This is a genomic window from Dysosmobacter segnis, from assembly GCF_014297285.1.
Classification (GTDB): domain Bacteria; phylum Bacillota; class Clostridia; order Oscillospirales; family Oscillospiraceae; genus Oscillibacter; species Oscillibacter segnis.
The window spans coordinates 1-19,078 of the sequence record NZ_JACOQI010000010.1 but is presented as its reverse complement, the minus strand read 5'-3'; the positions used below and the strand labels follow the sequence as shown (position 1 = coordinate 19,078).

Sequence of the window (19,078 nt, the reverse complement as noted above, 5' to 3'; positions counted from 1 at the left end):
AAGGAGGAAGCAATGGCAGAGGAAACAAAAAACTGCTGCTGTTCCCAGCGGCGGAAGGTCCGGGAGCGGACAGAGGAGGAAGCCCTGTTGCAGCGGCTCAGCCGCATTGAGGGGCAGGTGCGGGGCGTCCGGGGGATGGTGGAGAATTCCGCCTACTGCACGGATATCCTGACCCAGGTCTCCGCCATCCAGTCGGCGCTGAACGCTTTCAACCGGGAACTGCTGGCCCGGCACATCCGTACCTGCGTGGTGACGGACATTCAAAAGGGTGATCTGGACGTGGTGGACGATTTAGTGGCCACCATTCAGAAAATGATGAAATGAGCATCCAATATTTTAAGGAGGAATTTGAAATGACAACGATTAAAGTACCCGACATGATGTGCGAAAACTGTGTGAAGCGCATCACCAACGCCCTCACCGCCGCGGAACTGACCTTCCGGGTGGATCTGGCGGCGAAGAACGTCACCATCGACGGCTGCGAGAACTGCGTCAAGACCGCCGTCAGCGAGCTGGAGGATCTGGGCTTCACCCCGGAGGTCCAGGGCTGAGAGGCAGCGTACACCTGAAAAAGCGCCGGTGTCCGGTTTCGGATACCGGTACTTTTTTAACAGAAAATCGGTTACAAATTGTAACTTTTGCGGATCGAGGTTGGAAAAATCTAAAAAATGAAAATCGTGTTTTTGCGGGATTGTGGTGGACATAAAATCGCAGAATAGGCGAAAACTTGACAAAAGTGGGAGATGGAGGTATACTTAGACCCAGTTTTGGATAAATTACAAAAGTAACAAAACAGTAACGGCGCTATTTGGCGCTGTCAGGAGGTCTTACATTTGCGACATTTACACACTCCAAAAACGGTATGGCTGTGCCGCTGTCTGACTCTGTTGCTGCTGTTGTCCGTCACCATGGCGGGCGCCACGGGCTGGGCTAAAGCCCTGTATCTGTTCAGCGACGGAGAGCAGTCCGCAGCGCTGGATGACAGCCATTCCGGCATCGAATCCCTGCTTTTGAACCTGGATACCGGCAAGAGCGGTGAAAACGCCGTATTGACGGAGGGTACCATGGTGACTGTCCGCCGGGGCGGCGAGACCATCACTGCCACCGCCCGGAAGGAAACGGTGAAGCAGTTCCTCTCCCGTATGGATATTATCCCCGGTTCCCGGGAGATGGTGGGCATCGAGCTGATGGAAAACAGCGTGATGCTGACGATTTCCGATCACCTGACGGTTTTCAAACGGGTGACGGAAAAGGCGGAGCACGAAACGGTTTACCGGGATACACCGGACCTGCCCAAGGGCGAGGAACGGGTGGCCCGGAAGGGTATGGACGGCCAGCACACAGCCATCTATGAGCAGACCTGGGTCAGCGGCGAGCTGGTCACCAGCCAGTATGTAGAGGAAATTTCCACCACCAGCGTAACGGAGGTGGTGGAACGGGGAACGGCGGTCTCCTATGTGGAGCCGGATGATAAGCTGGTGAACGTCACTACCCAGAGCGATGGCTCCGGCTACCTGACTTTCGCCTCTGGCGGCACTATGAAATTCAGCAAGGCCGTCACCGTCACCGCCACCGCCTATACCGCCGGGTATGACGGCGTAGGGACCCGTACCGCCACCGGCACCACCGTCCATAAGGGCGTGGCCGCCGTGGATAAGCGGGTGTTCCCCCTTGGCTCCGACCTGTACGTTGTGGCCAAGGGTATGGAATACGGCCTGACCCGTGCCGAGGACACCGGCATGAAGGGTCCCAAGATCGATCTGTATATGGAGAGCTATCAGGAGTGCATCCAGTTCGGCCGCCGGACGGGCACTGTCTATCTGCTGGAAGATTGAGCGTTAACAGCTTGAACTGAGAAACCGGCCTGCCCGCAAAATTGCGGGCAGGCCGGTTTTTGCGAGCTTTTGGCGGCTTGCCGGGGAAAAACGCGCGTTGACGGATGTTTCCTGGGAAAACAATGAAAGGGAGCATGTTCCAAAACCGGAACACGCTCCCTTTGCGTATTCGTATTTATTTGCGGAAATGCTGCTTACAGGCTGTTGGCCTGCTCCACCACCTTGCGGATGGCGTCGGCGGCATCATCCGGCAGGGCATTGAAGCCGCCCTCAGCGTCCTTCAGGCCCTCCACGTAGTTCAGGCGGTCCTGCATACGGGCCTGCATCTGGGCGACATAGCCCTTGTCGGTGAGGTCGGGCACGAAGCCGTCCCACTCCATGATCTCAATGTCGGAGAAGGGGCCCCAGGGCTTGAATTCCGCACGGCCCTCCACCACGGATTCCAGAATACCCAGCGTATCCTCCTTCTGGACCTTTTTGCCCATGAAGTCACCGGTGTTGATGATGTAGCACGCCACGTTCTTCTCAGCCACCAGCTTCTTGAACTTCTCGTAGTCATTCACCAGCGGGTAGGTGCGGAAGGGGTTGGCGTAAGGCTCCACCACCAGAGCATTGGGGTCCACGCCCTCCTTCAGCCGTTCAGCGGAGGAACGCTTGGTGGCCAGCGTAGCGCCCATGACAGAGGCCAGAGACGCGCCCTTCAGTTTCACGATGGGAGGGATGGTGGGATCCTTCATGATCCAGAAAATAGCGTTGACGGGGGATTCGATCTTATCCACCCGGTTGGGAGACCAGAGCTTGGACTTGATGGCCCGGCCGTTGCCGTTGCGGATATCCTCAGTGACCAGCACCACCTTGCCGTCCTCGTCCAGCGTGGCGGAGCAGTTCTGCGCTGTCAGCAGGTACTTGTTGTCCGGGGAATCCACGGGATAGTCGGCGGTCTTGTCGAAATAGGTAGGCTCCAGAGCGATGGAGGCGCAGGTGTCGGAGTTGATGATGAAGGCGTCGTCGTGGAGCACCTTGATGGAGGGGTACTTGCCGCCGTGCTTGGCGTGGGTCAGGGTGGACTTGCCGGAGCCGGACAGACCGAACACGGCAGAGACGAACTTGTGGCCGTCCGCCAGGGTGTATTCCTTCTGACCGCCGTGGCAGCTGGCGTAGCCGTTGCGGTTGGCGATGGCCCAGGCCAGGGTCAGGGTACCCTTCTTGTGCTCGCCGAAGTAGCGCATACCCAGGATGGCGGCGCAGTTGGTCTCCGTGTTGAAGTAGCACAGGCACTTGGGGTCGCAGACCTTTTCCTGACCGGGGGCACCGGTCCACTGGGGATCGGAGAAGATGTAGATGTCAGGCTCCTTGCCGTCGCCTACGGGCTTGGAGTTCTTGTACATCTTCACATATTCCGTGGACATATACTGGAAGTTCAGCATCCAGTTGTAGAGGAGGTTTTCCTCACCCTCAGGGATCAGCAGATGGGCCTTCACCATGAACTCGGGGTCCAGACCGATGAACACCTCGGCGTGATACATGGTCTTCCAGCGGGTGTCGTACACGGCGTCCATGACGATCTTATCCAGGGCGGCGGTGTCCACGCCGGGCTTGCCGGTGATGCGGCGGGCGGGGGCGTAGCGGCCGGTGATGGAGCCGTCATTGAACAGCAGGACCTTGGCGTCCGGCTCCAGACCGAATTCCTCGCCCCGGTAGACGGGCATATCGGTGACCACGGTGCCGGGAGAATTTTTGGCCAGCTCATAGGCTTCCTTCAAGGTGTTGACCTTGATGACATTGTTGCCGTAGAACGGAGCTTCGATGATGGAACGGGTCTTGGAAAAACCCACCTGGCCGGGACCGATCTCGGCTCTGGGATAATAGGCCTTTGTGGACATATCGGGATACCTCCTTGTAATCATGGTTGATAACTGTATGATACTGGAACGCAGGGGAAAAAGCAAGTTATGAAGATGACAAGTTCCGGCAAAGAGGACGGTTCCTTTTGTGACTTTTCGCGGCAGGGCGGCGGTTATTTCCGCTCCGCCAGCGCGTCTGTCAGGGCAGCGAACTCCGTTAACGTCAACGCCTCTCCCCGGACCGATGCAGGCAGGCCGCAGGCGGCGATGGCGTCGGCAATGGCGGCCTTGTCCCACCCCGGCAGGGCAGCGGACAGGGAATTGGACAGGGTTTTTCGCCGCAGCAGGAAGGCTCCCTTGATGACCCGGAAGAAAAACGCCTCATCTCGGACGGCCACCGGCGGCTCCTTCCGGCGGACGCACCGCAGAACGGTGGAAGTCACCTTGGGGGCGGGCAGAAATTTCTCCGGGGGGACGTCAAAGAGACATTCTGTTTCCATTTCGTATTGCAGCCGCAGGGGGAACGCGCCGTCGGCGCTGCCTTTGGCGGAGGTGAGCCGCTGGGCGGCCTCCTTCTGGATCAGGACGGTGATGGACTCGATGGCGGGAATATCCACCAGCGCGGTCAGCACGGGCGTGGTGATGTTGTAGGGCAGGTTGGCGCAGACGATGGGCCGCAGGCCAGCGAATTTTTCGTCGATCAGGGCCTTGAGATCCAGCCGGGTCACGTCTCCGGGGACGATCTCTACATTGGAATAAGGGGCCATGGTCTCCGCCAGAATGGGCAGCAGCGCCCGGTCCAGCTCAATGGAGACCACCTTTCCGGCCCGTTGGGCCAGTTCGGAGGTCAGAGGGCCGATGCCGGGGCCGATCTCCAGCACACCGCAGGTCTCGTCTGCCTGAGACGCTGCCGCAATATCAGCGGGGATCTGGGGGTCAATGAGAAAATTCTGCCCCATGGATTTGGAAAAATGAAAGCCGTGGCGTTCCAACAGCATCCGGATCGTCAGTTCGTCGCAGAGATTCATGGCTCTACCGCCTTTTTTAGAATTTGAATTTCAGTATAGCTGATTTTGAATGGAATCACAACAGGGGAGCGCCGGTTGGTCACAGTTCGTGGATGAAATCCAGCACGCAGTCCCGCAGACGGAGGACCTCCTCCGGCATATTTTTCCGCAGAGGCATCCCCATGCCCAATTCCCGGCCTGCCCGCGGCGTGACCGGCAGCGTCTGGACACCCTGCGTCCTGCCGCGCATCATGATCTCCGTCATCATGGAGACGCCCAGTCCCTTGCTTACCATGCGGATCACCGTTTCATCGTCCACATGACAGGGGCGGATCTGGGGTCGGACGCCCCTGGGACTGAGGGCGGCGTTCACGTCAATGTCGAACCGACCGTAGGGCATCAGAAATTCCTTTCCGTCAAATTCCTCGATGGGGAAGGAGTCCCGTCCCCCGGTGGGGTAATCCTCCGGGAGGATGGCGTACATAATGTCGTTGTACAGCGGTGTCCAGTCGCAGTTGACATGGCTTTGCCTTGCGGCGAAAATCACATCGGTGCGGCCTTCCTCCAGCAGCTCAAAGGGCTCCAATTCGTGGTCCACCATCCGCAGATCCACGTCGGTGTCCGGGCACACCCGGCGGAACCGGTACAGGATCTCCGGCATCCAGTGCATGGCAAGGCTGGCATAGGCCGCCACCCGGATGGTCTCTGCCTTTTTCTGCGTAATGGCGGCGATCTGGTTTTCCAGCTTCGCCGTGGCGCTGAGGTAATCCCGGATGGCGGGCAGAAGAGCCTCACCGTTCTCTGTCAGGGAAATGCCGCTGTGGTCCCGGCGAATGAGGGCCATGCCGATCTCTCGCTCCAGACCGTTGATGAGGTGGGTCAGGCCGGACTGTGTGTAACCCACCACCTCGGAGGCCTTGGAAAAGCTGCCCAGATTCACTGCCGTCATCAGGATCTCCAGCTTTTTGCTGTCCATGGTTCCCTCCTTCAGCTATGTATTACGATTTGTCATATAACTATTATAACCCTGCGTTTCTCTTTTGCAAGGGTTTCCTATATGATAAGACCCATAAAGGAGATGATGTTCCATGACAACGAAGAAGCTGACGATCCGGCAGAAGCTTTTGGTGGCCGGGACGCTGTTCGGCATGTTTTTCGGCGCGGGCAATCTGATCTTCCCGGTCCATCTGGGACAGATGGCGGGCCGGAACGCCATTCCCGCCATGATCGGCTTTATCATTACGGCGGTGGGGATCCCCGTTTTCGGTGTGGCCGCCATCGGCATCACCCATTCCGACGGTTTACAGACCCTCGCCGGCAAGGTGAGCAAGGGATACGGCATCTTCTTCACCTGTCTGCTGTATCTGACCATCGGGCCGCTGTTCGCCATTCCCAGATGCGCCACGGTGTCCTTTACCACCGGCGTCGCGCCCATGCTGGGGGACAGCGGGGCGGAATGGCTGTATCTGCTGATCTTCTCCGCCGTGTTTTTTGCCTTCGTGCTGTTTTTCTCTCTGCGCCCCGGCAAGATCACCGTCTGGATCGGCAAGATCATCAATCCTATTTTCCTGATCTTCTTTGCCGTGCTGATGATCGCGGCGCTGCTGGCCCCCGGTGCCGCCGCGTCTGCCGTGGAGCCGGTGGCGGCCTATCAGAGTGACGCATTTTTCCCCTCTCTGATCGAGGGCTACGGCACCATGGACGCCATCGCCGGTCTGGCCTTCGGCATCGTGGTGATTGACGTGATCCGCCGCATGGGCGTGACCAATGATGACGCCATCGCGGAGGACGTGCTCTCTTCCGGCCTCCTCACGGGCCTGCTGATGGCACTGATCTATGTGGTGTCCATTCTGGTGGGCGCTCAGTCCAGAGGGCTGTTTGAACTGTCTGAAAACGGCGGCGTGGCCCTGACGCAGATCGCCGGGCATTACTTGGGCGGCGTGGGGCAGCTCATTCTGGCGGTTACCATTACCTTCGCCTGCCTGAAAACCTCAATCGGCCTGGTCACCGCCTGCGCAGAGACCTTCGACAAGATGACCGGCGGAAAGTTTTCCTACCGGGGTTGGGCCATTCTGTTCACGGCTTTTTCCTTCGCTGTCTCCAACGTGGGCCTCAGTGCCATTATCAACTATTCTATCCCAGTGCTCATGTTGATCTATCCCCCTGCCATCGCCTTGATCACCTTGGCGTTTATCGGCAGATTTTTCGGGCATGACCGCATTGTGTACATCGCCGTGATGATCCCCACATGGATCGCCGCTTTGTTCGACTTTATGAAGACCCTGCCGGGTTCCGCGCAGACGGCCCTCCATCTGGAGGCACCCATCCGGTTCGCCGCAGCCAATCTTCCGCTGTTCGACAAGAATTTGGGCTAGCTGCTCCCGGCGGTCATCGGCTTTGCCATCGGCATGATCTGGCATCTGAGCCGGCCGAAGAACGCAGCCGCCGCGTGACGGGATCCCTCGCTGAATCGCCCATTGACGAAAACTGGTTTAATGAACGCAGAGAAAATCAAAAGAAAAGCGGCCCGGAAACTCCGGGCCGCTTGCGTATGGGATGGCCGCCGGCTTACTTGCGGTCGTTTTTCTGGTTCTTCTGCTCATTGGGCTCCTTCTGAGCGTTTTTCTGGTTGCTCTCCCGGTTTTTCTCCTGCATGGAACGTGCCTCCTTTCCTGTCCCCACGGGGGGACGGTCTGCGTACAGAAGATAGTGTTGCCGCCGCGGGGAAAACTATTCACAAAAAAGAAAAAATTTCTTGATTTTCCTGTTGACAGATCAGAAATGGTTTGGTATACTATCAAGGCAAAACAAAGAAGGCTGATTGCATCCGCCTCACCTCCAGCATGACGCAAAGAGGTCAACAGCGTTGTTACCAGACTGCCGCAGGGCGGTTTGTTGTTGCGCGGATGCCAAAATGGTATCCGCGTTTTGTGATTTTTAGAAGGAGGTGCTTCGACCATAGCTAAGCAAATGCATGAACTGAATGAGGACATTCTCGACAAGGAGATCCGACTCATCGGCGCTGAAGGTCAGCAGCTGGGCATCATGAGTTCCCTGGAGGCCCTGAAGATCGCGGATGAGCAGGGCTTGGATCTTGTCAAGATCTCGCCCCAGGCCGTCCCCCCCGTCTGCAAGCTCATGAACTACGGGAAGTTCCGCTTTGAGCAGAGCAAGAAGGAGAAGGAAGCCCGCAAGAATCAGCATGTGGTAGAGATCAAGGAGATCCGGATGTCACCGGGCATCGACGTGGGAGACTTCAACACGAAGCTCAAGAACGCCCAGAAGTTCATTGCCGATGGCAACCGGGTGAAGGTTTCCGTCCGCTTCCGCGGCCGCGAAATGGCACATACGGACATCGGCCGGGATCTGCTGAACCAGTTTGCTGAGCAGTGCGCCGAGGTGGCCAACATGGACAAGAGCGCCAAGCTGGAGGGCCGTATGATGTCCATCTTCCTCTCTCCCAAGACGAGCAAGTAAATTTCAAGAGATTTCAATACACGGAAGGAGCAACTACAATGCCGAAACTGAAGACTCACAGCGGCGCCAAGAAGCGCTTCAATCTCACCAAGACCGGCAAGGTCAAGCGCGCCAAGGCTTTCAAGAGCCACATCCTCACCAAGAAGGACACCAAGCGCACTCGTCGTCTGCGCGCAGGCGGTTATGCGGACGTCACCAATATGGACGCTGTCCGCAAGATGATCCCCTACAAATAAGTAACGAGACGTTTGAAATAGGAGGCTACTACAAATGGCAAGAGTCAAGGGCGCGATGATGACGCGCAAGAGAAGAAATAAAGTTCTGAAGCTGGCCAAGGGCTATTGGGGTTCCAAGTCCAAGCACTTCAAGATGGCGAACCAGGCCGTCATGAAGTCCCTGACCTACGCTTACACCGGCCGCAAGCTGAAGAAGCGTGACTTCCGCAGCTTGTGGATCACCCGTATCTCCGCTGCCTGCAAGATGAACGGCATGAACTACTCCACCTTCATGCACGGCCTGAAGGTCGCCGGCATCGAGATCAACCGCAAGATGCTCTCTGAGATGGCTATCTCCAACCCCGCTGCATTCACTCAGCTGATCGAGATCGCCAAGAAGGCTTAATTACACAGTTCTTCAAACAAAAACCTCTTCGGGAAACCGAAGAGGTTTTTTGCGTGTAGATTTTGAAAAATAGGGGAGAGGGCTGTCTTTACAGAAAACAGTAAAAGGACGCGCCCATCGGCGCGTCCTCCCGTTCTTATTCCTCAACAGTTTCCTCAGCGGGTTCCACGTCCTCCGGAACTTCTGGTTCTTCCCAGTCTACCATGGTGCCCACGCAGCGGTTGATGGGCTGGCCCAGCTCGTGGAACTTGACCTCATAGTCCGTCATAACGCCCACCGGGCCGTTTTCATGGAGATTCCGGGTGACCTCAGACAGCTCAAAGCCAAACTGGGGCAGCTCCTCCACGGAGAACTCGAACAGGGGCTGGTTGTCAGTCTTGAAGTGGATCTGACCGCCCATTTTCAGCACCTGACGGTACAGCTTCAGGAAGTTGCCGTGAGTCAGGCGGCGCTTGGCATGGCGCTTGCTGGGCCAGGGATCGCAGAAGTTGACGTAGATCCGGTCCACCTCACCGGGGGCGAAGAACTGGGGGAGCTGGTCAGCGTTGGCGTCCACGAAAAACACATTGGTGAGACCGTCGTTCACGCACCGTTCCATGGCCACCACCATGGCGTCCGGCACCATCTCAATGGCGATGAACAGCACATCCGGCTCTGCCGCAGCGGTGCCGTGGGTGAAGCGGCCCTTGCCGCAGCCCAGCTCTACCCGCAACTCCCGGGCCTGGGGCATCAGATCCCGCCAGTGGCCCCGGTGCTCATAGGGGTCCCGGATCAGCTGCGCGGCGCAGCGCTCCATTCGGGGGACCAGATTCTTCTTTTTCCGCATTCTCATTATCAAAAACCTCCGCAGGTCAAGAATCAACTCATTTTAACATAAAAAAGCGGCGCTGTAAACGGAAGTCTGAAAATGTTAATGAATTAACGTTAGATATTTAACGGAATGCGTTTTGGAGCGGTCAAACCGTTGCGCTGCAATGCTTCTACAGAATGTAGAATATGCAAGAATACTGATTTTACACCAATCTTACACCAATATAGGAGAGCTCAATACAGTCAGTCAGTATTCACCCTTCATATCTCTATAAAAATGATGTCGCAGCTACAAAATTTTATGACTATTAGGAGTAATATATATGAGGGAAAACACTGTAATATCTATCACCAACTCTAAGGGTGGTGTGGGTAAGACTACAACAGCACTGAATCTTGCTGCTGCTCTTACAATTGAAAACAAAAAGGTCCTGCTGATCGACAATGACCCGCAGGGTAATCTTACAGCAGCACTTGGCTATACGCCGGGTGAACAGATAAATACGCTGGCGAAGCTGCTGCTTGTTCAAATCGACTCGCCGGAAGACTTGGAACTGCATCTTCCCCGCGCCGTGATACATACGGAGACTGGCATTGACCTGATCCCTGCTAATAAGCGGCTGGCAGATGCCGCTGCCCGCTTACAGGTTATGCAGCTTTCGCAGTACAACACAGCGGGGGAGGCAGAGACACTCTGCGAAAAGGTGATGGACAAGCTGTTGGACGCTCTCCGAGAGCAATACGACTACTGCGGCAGGTCGCCGACGCACAGAGCGTATATGATCTCCCTGACATACAGGGCATTGCGCCGGAGGATATTGGACTTGTGGAAATGACATGCTCCGAAATTATCGGTGGGGATGATCCGGAGCTGGAGGAACTGGACGATCCCACTCGGATACCGCCGGGCCGAGGCATATCGTCCAAATCGGATAGCTGTTCCAGAATGAAATGAAGATACTCTTTACTGGATGCCATTATTGTTACACCATTTTTGGCATTGCTCGATTCTTGCGCCGTTATCGCTTTGCTCCATGTCGTAAGCAAAAGTATGTAATAAAGGACAAACGAAGTCATCGCATTCGCCGCAATGCTGCAAGCCCTTCTTTTCACAGCATGATTTCACGGGACAGCTATCCGCCCAGAAGGGTTTGTCCATATTCACACACCCTTTGCAGCCCATCGATTCCCGAAAGTTGCAATCACTGCACCGAAGCCCACATCTTGACTCGATCATACTCAGATTCCTCCTGCTCAGAACAGCTGTCCCGGCAGCTTTAGCTTTTCCTTCTTCGGGAAGGTCGCTTCAAACTGTTCAAATGCTTCCGGATTCTTCTCGCAAACAAAATATCCCTCAGGGTCTTTATAAGTGCCGGAGATGCCGTCCAAAAAGCCGGGCGTCAGCTCCTTGATGAGAAAATAATCCGCCTCCGGATCATCGGCATAGCGCACGCCCTTGGTTTTTGCCGGAACGAAACCGGACTTGCCGTAAAAGTCAATATTGCCGGTGATGGCAAGCGCACCCGCGCCCATTTCCTTTGCTTTTTCCATGGAATAGTCCAGCAGTTGCTTCCCGTAGCCCTGCCGCTTGTATGCGGGCGCAATGCCAAGGGGACCGAAGGTCATGATCGGCACCTTTCTTCCGTCATCGCAGTCGATTTCTGACCGCACATAGATGACCTGCCCAATCAGCTCACCGTCCAGCTCCATGACGAAGTCCAGCTCCGGCACAAAAGCCGGGTCATCCCGATAGCAGTGCAGCACATAGTGCTCCATGCAGCCGGGGCGGTAGACATTCCAAAAGGCCTCGCGGGTCAGGTTTTCAACGGCACGGTAATCGTCTTTGGTTTCCAAACGAATGGTGATCTTCTTTTCTGACATGGTGGTTCTCCTTATCTCTTGTCAACAATTTTGTCGATCAGCCCGTAAGCAAGGGCTTTTTCTGCCGACATATGTATGAGTGCAGTTCCTGAAGCTCCATTCCCGCTGCCTCCCGCTTACTTTTATTCTTGTTTCATCGTTCACGCCGTTAAGTATCATCAGCCGCAGACATCGTTCAAGCTGCGCTCTCTGATCCATTTGTCCAGAAACTGCATCTGTTCGTCGGTATGGAACCAATGCTCGCCACCGGGTATGACGGTCAGATCAGCATGGTGCAGTTTGGCAAATGCAGATACCGTTTCAATGGATGTCAGGTTGTCATGCTCGCCGTAGAGAATACAGGTAGGGACATTCCAGATAATCGGGTGCTTGCGCACATAGCAAAGATACTCCCATGACAGCGTTTCTCCGAAATTCGTGGCGATTTCCCGTTTCTCGGCAAGCTCCTGTTTGGTTACATTCGACCATTGCATCATATTGCAAATCAAGTTTTCCATATCCACAATCGGAGAGATGAAATAAGCCCGGTCAACCAGTGTTTCATCCAGCGAGGACAGCGTAAAGAAAGCTCCGATGCTGTTGGCAACCAAGGTGAGGTGCTCACACCGGCCTCTCTGCTCGGTAAAAAACGCAAGAAACTCTTTCTTTGCTTCCCAAGGTGTTTGGGAATGGTAATCAAACCCAATTACTTCGTCCTTCGGAAATAGCGATTTATAGTGCTCGGCTTCCTGCGCCGAGCCGCCCTTTCCGTGAACATATACTATTAAATCTTTCATTTTATCCTCATGAATCCTTTCTCAAAACAGCGGAATCTCGCCGTCAAAATGTGCTGCCTTTTCCCTTCAGAGAATGATTCGTGCGATCTCCATCGTCACGATTTTCAGTACAGCGCCGCCCGACATCATATAGAACCATATCTCTCGCGCGTGCTGCGTTTTGGCAATCGGCGTGGCAATGGCGGCAATGATAATCAGCAGCGCACCGACACAGCCGACGATGGTGGGAATGCTGACCAGTGGAAACAGTCCCGGTGCGCAGCTTCCGTCAATGGCATTCTGAATCGTTTTATATAACCCGTCCCGCGCCGCCGCAAAGCAGCAGATCACAAGTCCAAAAACAAGCAGAAGCACACTTCTGCGTCCCCAATACTGAATAACTGCGCGGCCCCAAACCGACCAGCCGATAAAGCCCAGCAGGGCAAGGATCATCAAAGTTGTCGCCGTAGCAACGGCATTTCCAAAATAGAGTTTCATTCTCACTGCACCTCTCAATACTGAATCATGATCGTTCTGCACGCATCACAGCAGCAGGCCTCCACGCTGGTGCGACCGCCGACCTTCAACCCGGTGAGTTTTACAAATTCCTCCGTGTTTTTGGCGTTTTCCAAGGCACTCGGCACTTCGTTTGCAAAGCTGAACGCGCCATCCTTACTGCTGAACAGATAGCCGTTTCTCATTTCTTTTCCGCATTTCGGACACATCATCATCATCATTCCCTCCCATTCTTATCGCTGTGTATTGTACCAATCGAGAACAGCGCCGAGATTTTCCTCCTTAACCCGCTCACCGCCATGGAGCATCATATCCAGCATATCGTCCTCCTCCGGTGTGCGGTCTTTCTTTTCGGCAAGGCCCTTGCCTGCCGTTTTGACCATGATCTCCATCATAAGGCGGTAGACGCCGTGCAGCTTTTTGACATCAAAGTTCCCTTGCAGGGTGAACAGCGGAATGTCAGCAGAGATCGCCGACTTTTTCCGCGTGTTGTCCGTTTGCGTTCCGGTTTGCCCCATGCCGACACCGCAGACGGTGCGTACCTGGTAACGCTTTGCGGCCTCGGCATAGCCCTTGACAGAGCCTGCCATGATCCAGCCAAGGTAGATAACCTCCGCTCCGGCAAAGACCCGTTTCTTCGCTTCTGCAAGGGAATACACAGGAAGTCCGGTTTTCTGCGCCAGCAACTTAGCATAATGCTCTGTGCTGCCGGTATTGGTGGTGTAAATAATTGCGTTCATAGAAACATTCCTCTCAAAAAAGTGAGACGCAGCGCATGATCGGCTTTGCGATCAGCACTGCGTCTTAGCGTCTGGCTTCTTTCGTCTCAATCGTGAAATTCTTTGCGTTGATGATGCTTTCGTGTCTGCACTTTGGGCAGAACAAAGGAAAGTCTTTCAACTCAGTTTCCCGAAATATTTGCAGCCGCGTTTTCGAGCCGCACCAAGGGCATAAAACCCACTGTTTTTTCTCTTCATGTTCCTTCATATCGTCTCCCTGTCCTTTCTGTAACAGGATTCGACCTTGGCAATGAACCGCTCAATATGCGCATCCAGCAAAGGAGCAACGGAATCTTTATCCTGCGCACCGTCGTAGACGCTGTAGAGGAGGTACATTGGCCCATAGAATTCCAGCGCCAGCTGCATGGCGGCTTCGTCAGTATCTGTCAGCTTACGAAAAATTGCCGCCATGTACTCCAGAGGCCCACCCGCCAAGTAGTCGTGATGGAGCTGCGCCAGCTTGGGATCACGGTATTGCTCCAGTGTCAGCATCTTACGGAAATTAGAGGAAAACGGTTCCTTCGTCCAATGGTCGAACTGCGCCATGCTGTATGCGCGGATCTTTTGAATCGGCGTGTTCAGATACGCCTCCGCGAAGCCGTCTGGCTCTGTCTCCGGCATTTCATAGCTTTCCGCACGTTCATAGTCCATCTCATTCATGTGTTCTACAATCCTGTCCAAAATCTCCTGTTTGCTGGTATAGTGCTTATACAGGGCGGCTTTTGTGAATCCTAACTGCTGGGCAATATCATTCATAGATGTCCCAAGGTAGCCGTTCTGCGCAAACAATTCCAGCGCTGTTTCCAAAATTCGTTCTTTCGTATCTCCAGCCATAATATTCCTCCCAGACAGGTAACCACTCGGTAACTTCTATTATAGTTACCGAGTGATTACCTGTCAAGACCTGGTTGAATTTTTTGAATCACAGCGCACAACAAGCGTCAGCGAAAGGATTGAAGTGACACAGTAAGATGTGCCGCACCGAAAATCGCAGCACAGCGCCATGTTGATCTGTCCGTTGTCCTTCACCTGCCCATGGGCGCCACCACCGTGTTCATGGCGCAGCGGGAGATGGGCCGCAGGCTCTCCTGCAGCCGCTCGGATATGTAAATGGTATTCAGATTCCATTTCGGTTTCGGCATGGTTTCGCCCTCCGATGCGCTTCAACAGATTCCTTTGTCTATAACGGTTTCGACTTGTATGTAATTATACCGTTTTTATCCGCAAGTGTAAACTGAATGAAACCCACTTTTCGAGCATTCTATGGAAAAGAGGGTGCCTTCTTGCCTACAGCACGGATGCTGTGACAAATCTGCCATTTCCTCGCCCCTGCGGGGCAGCCGGAAATGATGCACAAAAACTTCATGCACCGGCATTTGCGCATTTTTGTGGTGCGGTATTCATGCATGAAGTTTTATACCTTAAATCTCTTGCAAAATGGAAAGAGTCATGATATAACATGACCAGAAGAACCGAAACGGTCATTTGGAGGTTGAACAAGCTTGGCTTTTACCGACTATGAAGCAGAACAGCTTCACAAGGCGTTGCTGAAGGAAACAAGACGCTGCGCCGTCACATTGGGGATGAAGAAAACCTCAGTGGATCAACTGACAAAGGCGGTCGGCATTGCGAAGGGCTCGTTCTATAAATTCTACGAATCCAAGGAGATGGCATTCTTTGCAGTTCTGGAAAGTATCCACTCCGAGCTTTACGGGGTGGCTGATCGAGCGTTGTGCAGAAATGGCGGCCTGCCAACATCGGAGCGCGCGGCAGAGGCGGTTCTGGCCGTCTGCCGGAGGCTGTCTGATACTGGCGACATGGCGTTCATTGAACATGACGCCAAGTTGCTTTTACAGAGATTGCCGGAGGGCGTCAAAGAGGAACATTACCACGATGACGAAACGCACATTCGTCAGCTCTTTGAAAAATATGATTTGATGCCAAGGCGCGGCGCTTCTTTGGCCGCTGCGACGGTGCGGGGACTGATCCTCACAGTTTCCCATAAGGAGCAGATCGGGGAATTGTATCCGCAGGTGCTGGAAGCACTGGTGTACGGTGCTTGCAGGGAGCTATTTGAATAAGCCGAAAGGCCGCAGAACTGCGGCTTTTTCAAGGCATGACGGTTAGACGCCTCTAATCGCGTGAATTCACGGGCGATGGTTAGACCAATCTAACCACGAAAGAGGATAACAGCGATGCAAGAACACAAGGGCCTCCGGGATCGGAATGCCGGGTCATATGCGGAATATGTGAAGAAGGAGGAGTAAACGGTGCAAATTTTGGAGTGCGGACGGGAGCATAGAGAAACGCTGCTGTTTTTTCCCTGCACGGCAGAGCCCGTATGGGCATTTGCGGACACCATTGCGGTCCTGTCCCAAAGGTGGCATATTTTTCAGGTGGTGTTCGACGGTCACCAGCCGGAATATCCGGGAGACTTTACTTCCGTGGAGCAGACTGTGGACGAGGTGACCCAATATCTGAATGTCCACGGCATTTCCCATTTGGATGCTGCCTACGGCTGCTCTCTGGGTGGTGCGTGTCTGACCCGTTTGCTGGCCTTGGGGGAAATTTCCGTTGGCCGGGCAATCATTGACGGCGGTATGACTCCCTATCGCCTGCCGTTTCTGGTGCGAAAGCTGCTGCTGGCGCGGGATGTGTTGTCCTTCAGAACGGTGGCAAGCAACCGTGAGGTGCTGGAAGCGGCATTTCCGCCGGAACGGTTTACTCCGCCGGGGCATGACAGCAGGAAAGAGTATAATGCGATGGAGCGGTACCTCAAAACCTTCTCGAACCGGACGATCCGAAACATATTCTGGTCTGCCAACAATTACGCTCTGCCGAAAGTGCCTGCCGAATGCGGCACAAAAATCACCTATTGGTACGGCTGCGATGAAAAGAAAGACCGTAGGTACAATATTCGGTTTATGAAGCATTATTTTCCGCAGATTCGGGTCCACGGAATTCCCAAAATGGCCCACGCAGAGTTGGTCTTGGTGCACCCGGAGCTGTTCGATCACTATGCGGAAAAATTCCTGAAGCCGGAGGGATGAAACGGAATCGGCGCCGGATGATCCGAGCGCCGCGAGGAATCGCTCCGGCTGGCTCACCATTAGAAAACGTAAGGAGGCTTTACAATGTCCTTTTTTGAGAATACCCGCAAGCCTGCGGGCTTTGGCGGGAAACTCATGGTGGTCATGATGAACCTGAGTCACAGCCCTGTGGCGCGGTGGGGGCTTCGCTTTCTGGAGCTTGCTCCGGACGATAAGGTGCTTGACTGCGGCTGCGGCGGTGGGGTAAATATCCGACGGCTGCTGAAAAAATGCCCGCAGGGTATCGTCAAGGGCATCGACTATTCGCTCGTCAGCGTGGAGAAAACCAAAAAGGTCAACGAGACTGCCATCGCTGATGGTCGCTGCGCCGTTCTGCAAGGCAGCGTGGCAGATATGATGTTCGCGGATAACTGGTTTGATGCGGTCACGGCCTTTGAAACCGTCTATTTCTGGCCGGATCTGCTGCGGTGCTTCCGTGAGGTCTGGCGGGTACTGAAGCCCGGCGGGACATTTTTTATCTGCAACGAGAGCAATGGCGACACAGACAAGGACGAGAAGTGGACGAAGATCATTAACGGCATGACCATTTATCAGGGTACCGAGCTGAAAGCATATCTGGAACAGGCGGGCTTTCACGAGGTGCAGATACACAAGAATAAAGCAGGCTGGCTGTGCGTCACGGCACGAAAATGAGGTGCGATCATGTCGAAAAAAGCAACGGAATTCCAACGAAAAGCAATGAGCCGGATGTACCGGGGCAAGGAGATCTTCAAGCCTCTGAACACCGGCTGGATCGATAAAAACGTTGCCTGCGTGCGGGAATGGGTAGCAAATATCTTCTTCTACTGCAAGGACAATGCTGTCATTATGATCGATGCCGGGTACAACTATGACCGGCTGGCGGAAAAAATGGGCTGGTTGGGAATCGCCCCACAGTCGGTTCAGCACATTCTTATCACCCACCAGGACACCGACCATGTGGGCGCGGTGGAAGCGGACAGCCCCGGATTGTTCCAAAACGCAGCGCTGTACATCGGTGAAGTTGAAAACCGTTATCTGACCGGAGAGGTACGCCGCAAGGTCATCTATCATCTTTATAAGCTGCCGCAGGTCACGATCAACAACAAAAAAGTGCTGCTTCAGGATGGGGAAGTCATCAACATTGACGGCATCAAAATCGAATGCTTCCTCGTTCCCGGCCACACTTGGGGACATATGGTGTATCTTGTCGATGACCGTTACTTGTTTACCGGCGACACCATCTGGTTCGGCGCGGACGGCGGATACAGCTTCATTTCCGCCTTGGCAGAGGATAATGAACTGGCGGTGCGATCTCTGACTGCACTGGAAGAAAAGCTGCGGGGGCGCGATTTACATCCGTTGTTCATAACCGGACACACAGGCTGGACGGACAATATGGACTTTGCTTTTGCACACAAAAATGAGCTTTGCTCCCCCTTTCGGAGAAAAGCCCATGATCCCAACGCCCCATACGATGCCTATGACGAATCGGATGATACCGAAGAAAGAGCAAAAAGCAGATACTTAGCGGGAGTTGGAAGATGAAGGTTTACGAGTTCGGTAAAAAAAGCGCCCCGGCGCTTTTGCTGCTGCCCGGAACCTGCTGCCATTGGAAAGGCAATTTTGGGCGAGTCATTCCGCTGCTGGAAAAGAATTTTCGAGTACTCTGCGTCAGCTATGACGGCTTTGATGAGACGGAAAACACAGAGTTTCCGACCATGCCTGAGGAAACAGAGAAAATAGAAGCGTACATCAAGGAACATTGCAGCGGTCATATCCATGGGGCTTACGGCTGTTCTCTGGGGGGGTCTTTTGTGGGCCTGCTGGCGGCGCGGCAAAACATCCACATGGATTATGGCATTTTGGGCAGCTCCGATCTGGATCAATCGCCGATTGCCGCCGCAAAATTACAGACGGCGCTGCTCCTGCCCCTGCTCTATCCCTTCATCCGGGATGGAAAGTTCAAAAGCCGTATCCTGCAAAAAAAGCTTCAAAAACGCATGGGTCAGACGGAAGCCTATGTGCAGGCGTTTATGGACATGTTGGGCGGCGGGCGGCCTTATGTGACCATGGAAAGCTGCAAAAACCAGTTTTACTCCGATCTCATTACACCGCTGCCGGATCAGATCAATGTGCCCGGTACGGAAATTCATATTTTTTACGCCCTGAAAATGGGCAAAAAGTAACGCCTCCGCTACCTGCGGCATTTTGACCATCCTGTCATCCATGAACAGGAGCTGCGGCATGAAGAACTGCTGGCATGTTACCCGGAGCAGTGGGCGGCACTGGTAAAGCAAATCGTTATGGTAGAGGACAAAAAGGTCATCATCGGCAGTGCCCACTTTGTCTTTGAGGACGAGGGCTGCTGTATCCCGGAGGGAGAGCAGGAGAAATATGACGCGCTGCCCGCCGCGTATTCCCACCTGTATCTCTGCATCGATGGGGAACTGGCGGCGGTCATCTGCATCCACGATCCTCTGCG

General features: G+C 54.4%; 25 protein-coding genes. 13 read left to right on the top strand and 12 right to left on the bottom strand.

What is annotated here, in order from left to right:
* Positions 1-12: 12 nt before the first annotated feature.
* The 3 genes from H8Z83_RS10985 (at position 13) to H8Z83_RS10975 (ending at position 1,835) form a co-directional block, all read left to right on the top strand.
* The gene (locus H8Z83_RS10985; RefSeq protein ID WP_187015067.1) at positions 13-324 is read left to right on the top strand and encodes a metal-sensing transcriptional repressor; all 312 of its coding nucleotides are present in this window, start codon (positions 13-15) and stop codon (positions 322-324) included.
* 29 nt (positions 325-353) lie between these two features.
* Positions 354-551: a heavy-metal-associated domain-containing protein gene (locus H8Z83_RS10980; protein WP_187015066.1), complete on the top strand. Its 198-nt coding sequence runs from the start codon at positions 354-356 to the stop codon at positions 549-551.
* A gap of 282 nt (positions 552-833) precedes the next feature.
* Positions 834-1,835 carry a G5 and 3D domain-containing protein gene (locus H8Z83_RS10975; RefSeq protein ID WP_187015065.1) on the top strand — a complete coding sequence of 334 codons (1,002 nt, stop codon included), beginning with the start codon at positions 834-836 and terminating at the stop codon, positions 1,833-1,835.
* 194 nt (positions 1,836-2,029) lie between these two features.
* Here H8Z83_RS10975 and H8Z83_RS10970 read toward each other — a convergent pair whose 3' ends face one another.
* From H8Z83_RS10970 to H8Z83_RS10960, 3 genes are all read right to left on the bottom strand, one after another.
* Positions 2,030-3,718, bottom strand: coding sequence for a phosphoenolpyruvate carboxykinase (ATP) (locus H8Z83_RS10970; protein WP_187015064.1), 1,689 nt, complete (start codon positions 3,716-3,718; stop codon positions 2,030-2,032).
* Positions 3,719-3,852: 134 nt separating this feature from the next.
* Complete coding sequence (gene rsmA / locus H8Z83_RS10965) at positions 3,853-4,707, bottom strand: 16S rRNA (adenine(1518)-N(6)/adenine(1519)-N(6))-dimethyltransferase RsmA (RefSeq protein ID WP_187015063.1); 855 nt, start codon at positions 4,705-4,707, stop codon at positions 3,853-3,855.
* A gap of 79 nt (positions 4,708-4,786) precedes the next feature.
* A complete protein-coding gene (locus H8Z83_RS10960) occupies positions 4,787-5,662 on the bottom strand; it encodes a LysR family transcriptional regulator (RefSeq protein WP_187015062.1) in 876 nt (291 codons plus the stop codon).
* Positions 5,663-5,774: 112 nt separating this feature from the next.
* On the opposite strand from H8Z83_RS10960, the gene brnQ reads away from it, so the two are divergent.
* From brnQ to rplT, 4 genes are all read left to right on the top strand, one after another.
* Positions 5,775-7,061 carry a branched-chain amino acid transport system II carrier protein gene (brnQ, locus tag H8Z83_RS10955; protein WP_187015061.1) on the top strand — a complete coding sequence of 429 codons (1,287 nt, stop codon included), beginning with the start codon at positions 5,775-5,777 and terminating at the stop codon, positions 7,059-7,061.
* A gap of 595 nt (positions 7,062-7,656) precedes the next feature.
* Positions 7,657-8,163, top strand: a complete 507-nt coding sequence (infC, locus tag H8Z83_RS10950) for a translation initiation factor IF-3 (protein WP_187015060.1) — start codon at positions 7,657-7,659, stop codon at positions 8,161-8,163.
* Between the two features lie 38 nt (positions 8,164-8,201).
* Positions 8,202-8,399 (top strand): 50S ribosomal protein L35, encoded by a 198-nt coding sequence (gene rpmI / locus H8Z83_RS10945; protein WP_187015059.1) that lies wholly within the window; start codon positions 8,202-8,204, stop codon positions 8,397-8,399.
* A gap of 34 nt (positions 8,400-8,433) precedes the next feature.
* Positions 8,434-8,784 carry a 50S ribosomal protein L20 gene (gene rplT, locus H8Z83_RS10940; protein ID WP_187015058.1) on the top strand — a complete coding sequence of 117 codons (351 nt, stop codon included), beginning with the start codon at positions 8,434-8,436 and terminating at the stop codon, positions 8,782-8,784.
* A 136-nt stretch (positions 8,785-8,920) separates the two neighbouring features.
* Here the strand turns inward: rplT and trmB are convergent, their stop codons facing one another.
* Positions 8,921-9,616: a tRNA (guanosine(46)-N7)-methyltransferase TrmB gene (gene trmB / locus H8Z83_RS10935; protein ID WP_187015057.1), complete on the bottom strand. Its 696-nt coding sequence runs from the start codon at positions 9,614-9,616 to the stop codon at positions 8,921-8,923.
* Positions 9,617-9,917: 301 nt separating this feature from the next.
* On the opposite strand from trmB, the gene H8Z83_RS10930 reads away from it, so the two are divergent.
* Positions 9,918-10,430 carry a ParA family protein gene (locus tag H8Z83_RS10930; RefSeq protein WP_187015056.1) on the top strand — a complete coding sequence of 171 codons (513 nt, stop codon included), beginning with the start codon at positions 9,918-9,920 and terminating at the stop codon, positions 10,428-10,430.
* A 128-nt stretch (positions 10,431-10,558) separates the two neighbouring features.
* Here the strand turns inward: H8Z83_RS10930 and H8Z83_RS10925 are convergent, their stop codons facing one another.
* The 8 genes from H8Z83_RS10925 to H8Z83_RS10890 form a co-directional block, all read right to left on the bottom strand.
* Positions 10,559-10,831, bottom strand: a complete 273-nt coding sequence (locus H8Z83_RS10925) for a DUF3795 domain-containing protein (protein WP_187015055.1) — start codon at positions 10,829-10,831, stop codon at positions 10,559-10,561.
* 17 nt (positions 10,832-10,848) lie between these two features.
* A complete protein-coding gene (locus H8Z83_RS10920) occupies positions 10,849-11,475 on the bottom strand; it encodes a GNAT family N-acetyltransferase (protein WP_187015054.1) in 627 nt (208 codons plus the stop codon).
* A gap of 158 nt (positions 11,476-11,633) precedes the next feature.
* Positions 11,634-12,251: an alpha/beta fold hydrolase gene (locus tag H8Z83_RS10915; protein WP_187015053.1), complete on the bottom strand. Its 618-nt coding sequence runs from the start codon at positions 12,249-12,251 to the stop codon at positions 11,634-11,636.
* A 66-nt stretch (positions 12,252-12,317) separates the two neighbouring features.
* Complete coding sequence (locus tag H8Z83_RS10910; protein WP_187015052.1) at positions 12,318-12,728, bottom strand: hypothetical protein; 411 nt, start codon at positions 12,726-12,728, stop codon at positions 12,318-12,320.
* 14 nt (positions 12,729-12,742) lie between these two features.
* A complete protein-coding gene (locus tag H8Z83_RS10905; protein ID WP_243184942.1) occupies positions 12,743-12,964 on the bottom strand; it encodes a PF20097 family protein in 222 nt (73 codons plus the stop codon).
* A gap of 15 nt (positions 12,965-12,979) precedes the next feature.
* Positions 12,980-13,486, bottom strand: coding sequence for a hypothetical protein (locus tag H8Z83_RS10900; protein WP_187015051.1), 507 nt, complete (start codon positions 13,484-13,486; stop codon positions 12,980-12,982).
* Positions 13,487-13,550: 64 nt separating this feature from the next.
* A complete protein-coding gene (locus H8Z83_RS10895) occupies positions 13,551-13,733 on the bottom strand; it encodes a cysteine-rich KTR domain-containing protein (RefSeq protein ID WP_187015050.1) in 183 nt (60 codons plus the stop codon).
* Entirely contained in the window at positions 13,730-14,359 is a 630-nt protein-coding gene (locus H8Z83_RS10890) for a TetR/AcrR family transcriptional regulator (RefSeq protein ID WP_187015049.1), read from the bottom strand. Before H8Z83_RS10890 ends, H8Z83_RS10895 begins: the two co-directional genes overlap by 4 nt.
* Before the next feature lie 668 nt (positions 14,360-15,027).
* Here H8Z83_RS10890 and H8Z83_RS10885 point away from each other — a divergent pair.
* From H8Z83_RS10885 to H8Z83_RS10865, 5 genes are all read left to right on the top strand, one after another.
* Positions 15,028-15,606: a TetR/AcrR family transcriptional regulator gene (locus H8Z83_RS10885; protein ID WP_187015048.1), complete on the top strand. Its 579-nt coding sequence runs from the start codon at positions 15,028-15,030 to the stop codon at positions 15,604-15,606.
* Positions 15,607-15,795: 189 nt separating this feature from the next.
* Positions 15,796-16,575, top strand: a complete 780-nt coding sequence (locus tag H8Z83_RS10880; RefSeq protein WP_187015047.1) for an alpha/beta hydrolase — start codon at positions 15,796-15,798, stop codon at positions 16,573-16,575.
* A gap of 84 nt (positions 16,576-16,659) precedes the next feature.
* Entirely contained in the window at positions 16,660-17,268 is a 609-nt protein-coding gene (locus tag H8Z83_RS10875; RefSeq protein ID WP_187015046.1) for a class I SAM-dependent methyltransferase, read from the top strand.
* 9 nt (positions 17,269-17,277) lie between these two features.
* Positions 17,278-18,141: an MBL fold metallo-hydrolase gene (locus H8Z83_RS10870; RefSeq protein WP_187015045.1), complete on the top strand. Its 864-nt coding sequence runs from the start codon at positions 17,278-17,280 to the stop codon at positions 18,139-18,141.
* Positions 18,138-18,782 (top strand): alpha/beta fold hydrolase, encoded by a 645-nt coding sequence (locus tag H8Z83_RS10865; RefSeq protein WP_337786661.1) that lies wholly within the window; start codon positions 18,138-18,140, stop codon positions 18,780-18,782. The genes H8Z83_RS10870 and H8Z83_RS10865 overlap by 4 nt, the downstream gene beginning before the upstream one ends.
* The last annotated feature ends 296 nt before the right edge of the window (positions 18,783-19,078 follow it).